At 58.7% G+C, this 1,850-nt stretch carries 2 protein-coding genes; both read left to right on the top strand.

Going from position 1 to position 1,850, the window contains the following annotated elements; genetic code table 11:
• Window positions 1-986, top strand: a 986-nt coding sequence (locus Q7T06_RS06785) for a 2-oxo acid dehydrogenase subunit E2 (protein ID WP_304782364.1), incomplete at its 5' end; no start/stop codon positions are given.
• A gap of 87 nt (window positions 987-1,073) precedes the next feature.
• On the top strand, window positions 1,074-1,850 hold a 777-nt coding region (locus tag Q7T06_RS06780; protein ID WP_304782361.1), incomplete at its 3' end, for a biotin/lipoyl-containing protein.

Raw genomic sequence — 1,850 nt, 5'->3', positions numbered from 1 at the left:
CGGTCGCAGCGCAGCCTGCTGCTGTAGCGCCTGCAGCCGCGCCAGCGGTTTCGAATGCAAAAGCCCATGCATCGCCATCGATACGCAAATTTGCACGTGAACTCGGCGTCGATCTCGGCAGCGTTGCCGGCTCCGGCCCCAAGGGTCGCATCACGCAGGAAGATGTGCAGCAGTATGTAAAAGCCAAACTGGCTGCCGGTCCTGTTGCGGCACCTGTAGCCGCCAGCACATCGCGTGGTGGTGCCGGCCTCGATCTGTTGCCATGGCCATCGCTGGATTTCAGCAAGTTTGGCACGACGACCTTGTTGCCGCTGTCGCGCATCAAGAAAATCAGCGGTCCCAATCTGCACCGCAACTGGGTCATGATCCCGCACGTGACGCAATACGACGAAGCCGATGTGACCGAGCTCGAAGAGCTGCGCAAATCGACCAACACCGCGCTGGCCAAATCAGGCGTCAAGCTGACGATGCTTGCCTTCGTCATCAAGGCTTGCGTCGCCGCACTGAAAAAATATCCAGAGTTCAATTCATCACTCGACGCAGCTGGCGAAAACCTGATCCTCAAGCAGTACTACAACATCGGCTTTGCCGCCGATACGCCGCAAGGCCTGGTGGTACCTGTGGTCAAGGGCGTCGATCAAAAGACCGTCACGCAAATCGCGCAGGAAATGGGCGAGCTGTCAGCACAGGCGCGTGAAGGAAAACTGAAGGGCGCAGACATGCAGGGCGCGACCTTCACGATTTCTTCGCTGGGCGGCATAGGCGGCACGTATTTCACACCGCTGATCAATGCGCCGGAAGTGGCCATCATCGGCCTGTCGAAAACATCGATGAAGCCGGTATGGGATGGCAAGCAATTCGTGCCGCGCCTGATGATGCCGCTGTCGCTGTCTTACGATCACCGTGTGATCGACGGCGCACAAGGTGCGCGTTTCGTCACTTATCTGAGCGAAGTGCTGACCGATTTGCGCAAGTCGCTGCTGTAATCGGCAGCAAGCGGAAAAAGATCAGTCCATGTTTCGGCCTGCTGCAAAGTGCAGGCCGAACGAGATGAAAAATACGGAGCTATAGCGATGAGCACGATAGAAGTGAAAGTCCCCGATATCGGCGATTTCAAGGAAGTTGAAATCATAGAAATGCTGGTCAAAGTGGGCGATACGATCAAGGTCGATCAATCGCTGATCACGGTCGAATCCGACAAGGCCAGCATGGAAATCCCGGCCAGCCACGCCGGCGTCATCAAGGAATTGAAAGTCAAGCTGGGCGACAAGGTTGCAGAAGGTTCGCTGCTGCTGATACTGGAAGCGTCTGAAAGTGCGGCAGCTCCTGCAGCACCGGCTGTATCAACACCCGCCGCCGCACAAGTTGCAGCCCCAGCACCGGCGGCTCCAGCCGCTCCTGCAAAAGCCGCTGCGCCGCAGGCTGCTGCACCAGCGCCAACTGCAGCATCACCAGCAAATGCCCCAGCTGCTGCCAGCTTCGCAGGCAAAGCCGATATCGAATGCGACATGATGGTATTGGGCGGCGGGCCTGGCGGTTATTCTGCCGCCTTCCGCGCAGCCGACCTCGGCCTGACGACAGTATTGGTAGAGCGCTATGCAGTCCTCGGCGGCGTCTGCCTTAACGTAGGCTGCATCCCGTCGAAGGCCTTGCTGCACGTTGCGGCCGTCATCGATGAAGCTGCCGCGATGTCGGCACACGGCGTGACGTTTGCGCCGCCGCAAATTGATATCGACAAGCTGCGCGGCTACAAGGAAAAAGTCATCAGCAAGATGACCACCGGCCTGGCCGGCATGGCCAAGGCGCGCAAGGTCAGTGTCGTGCAGGGCGTAGGCCAGTTTGTCGGCACC

The organism is Herminiimonas sp. (genome assembly GCF_030645555.1).
GTDB lineage: Bacteria > Pseudomonadota > Gammaproteobacteria > Burkholderiales > Burkholderiaceae_D > Oxalicibacterium.
This window is presented reverse-complemented; position numbering and strand designations above follow the sequence as displayed.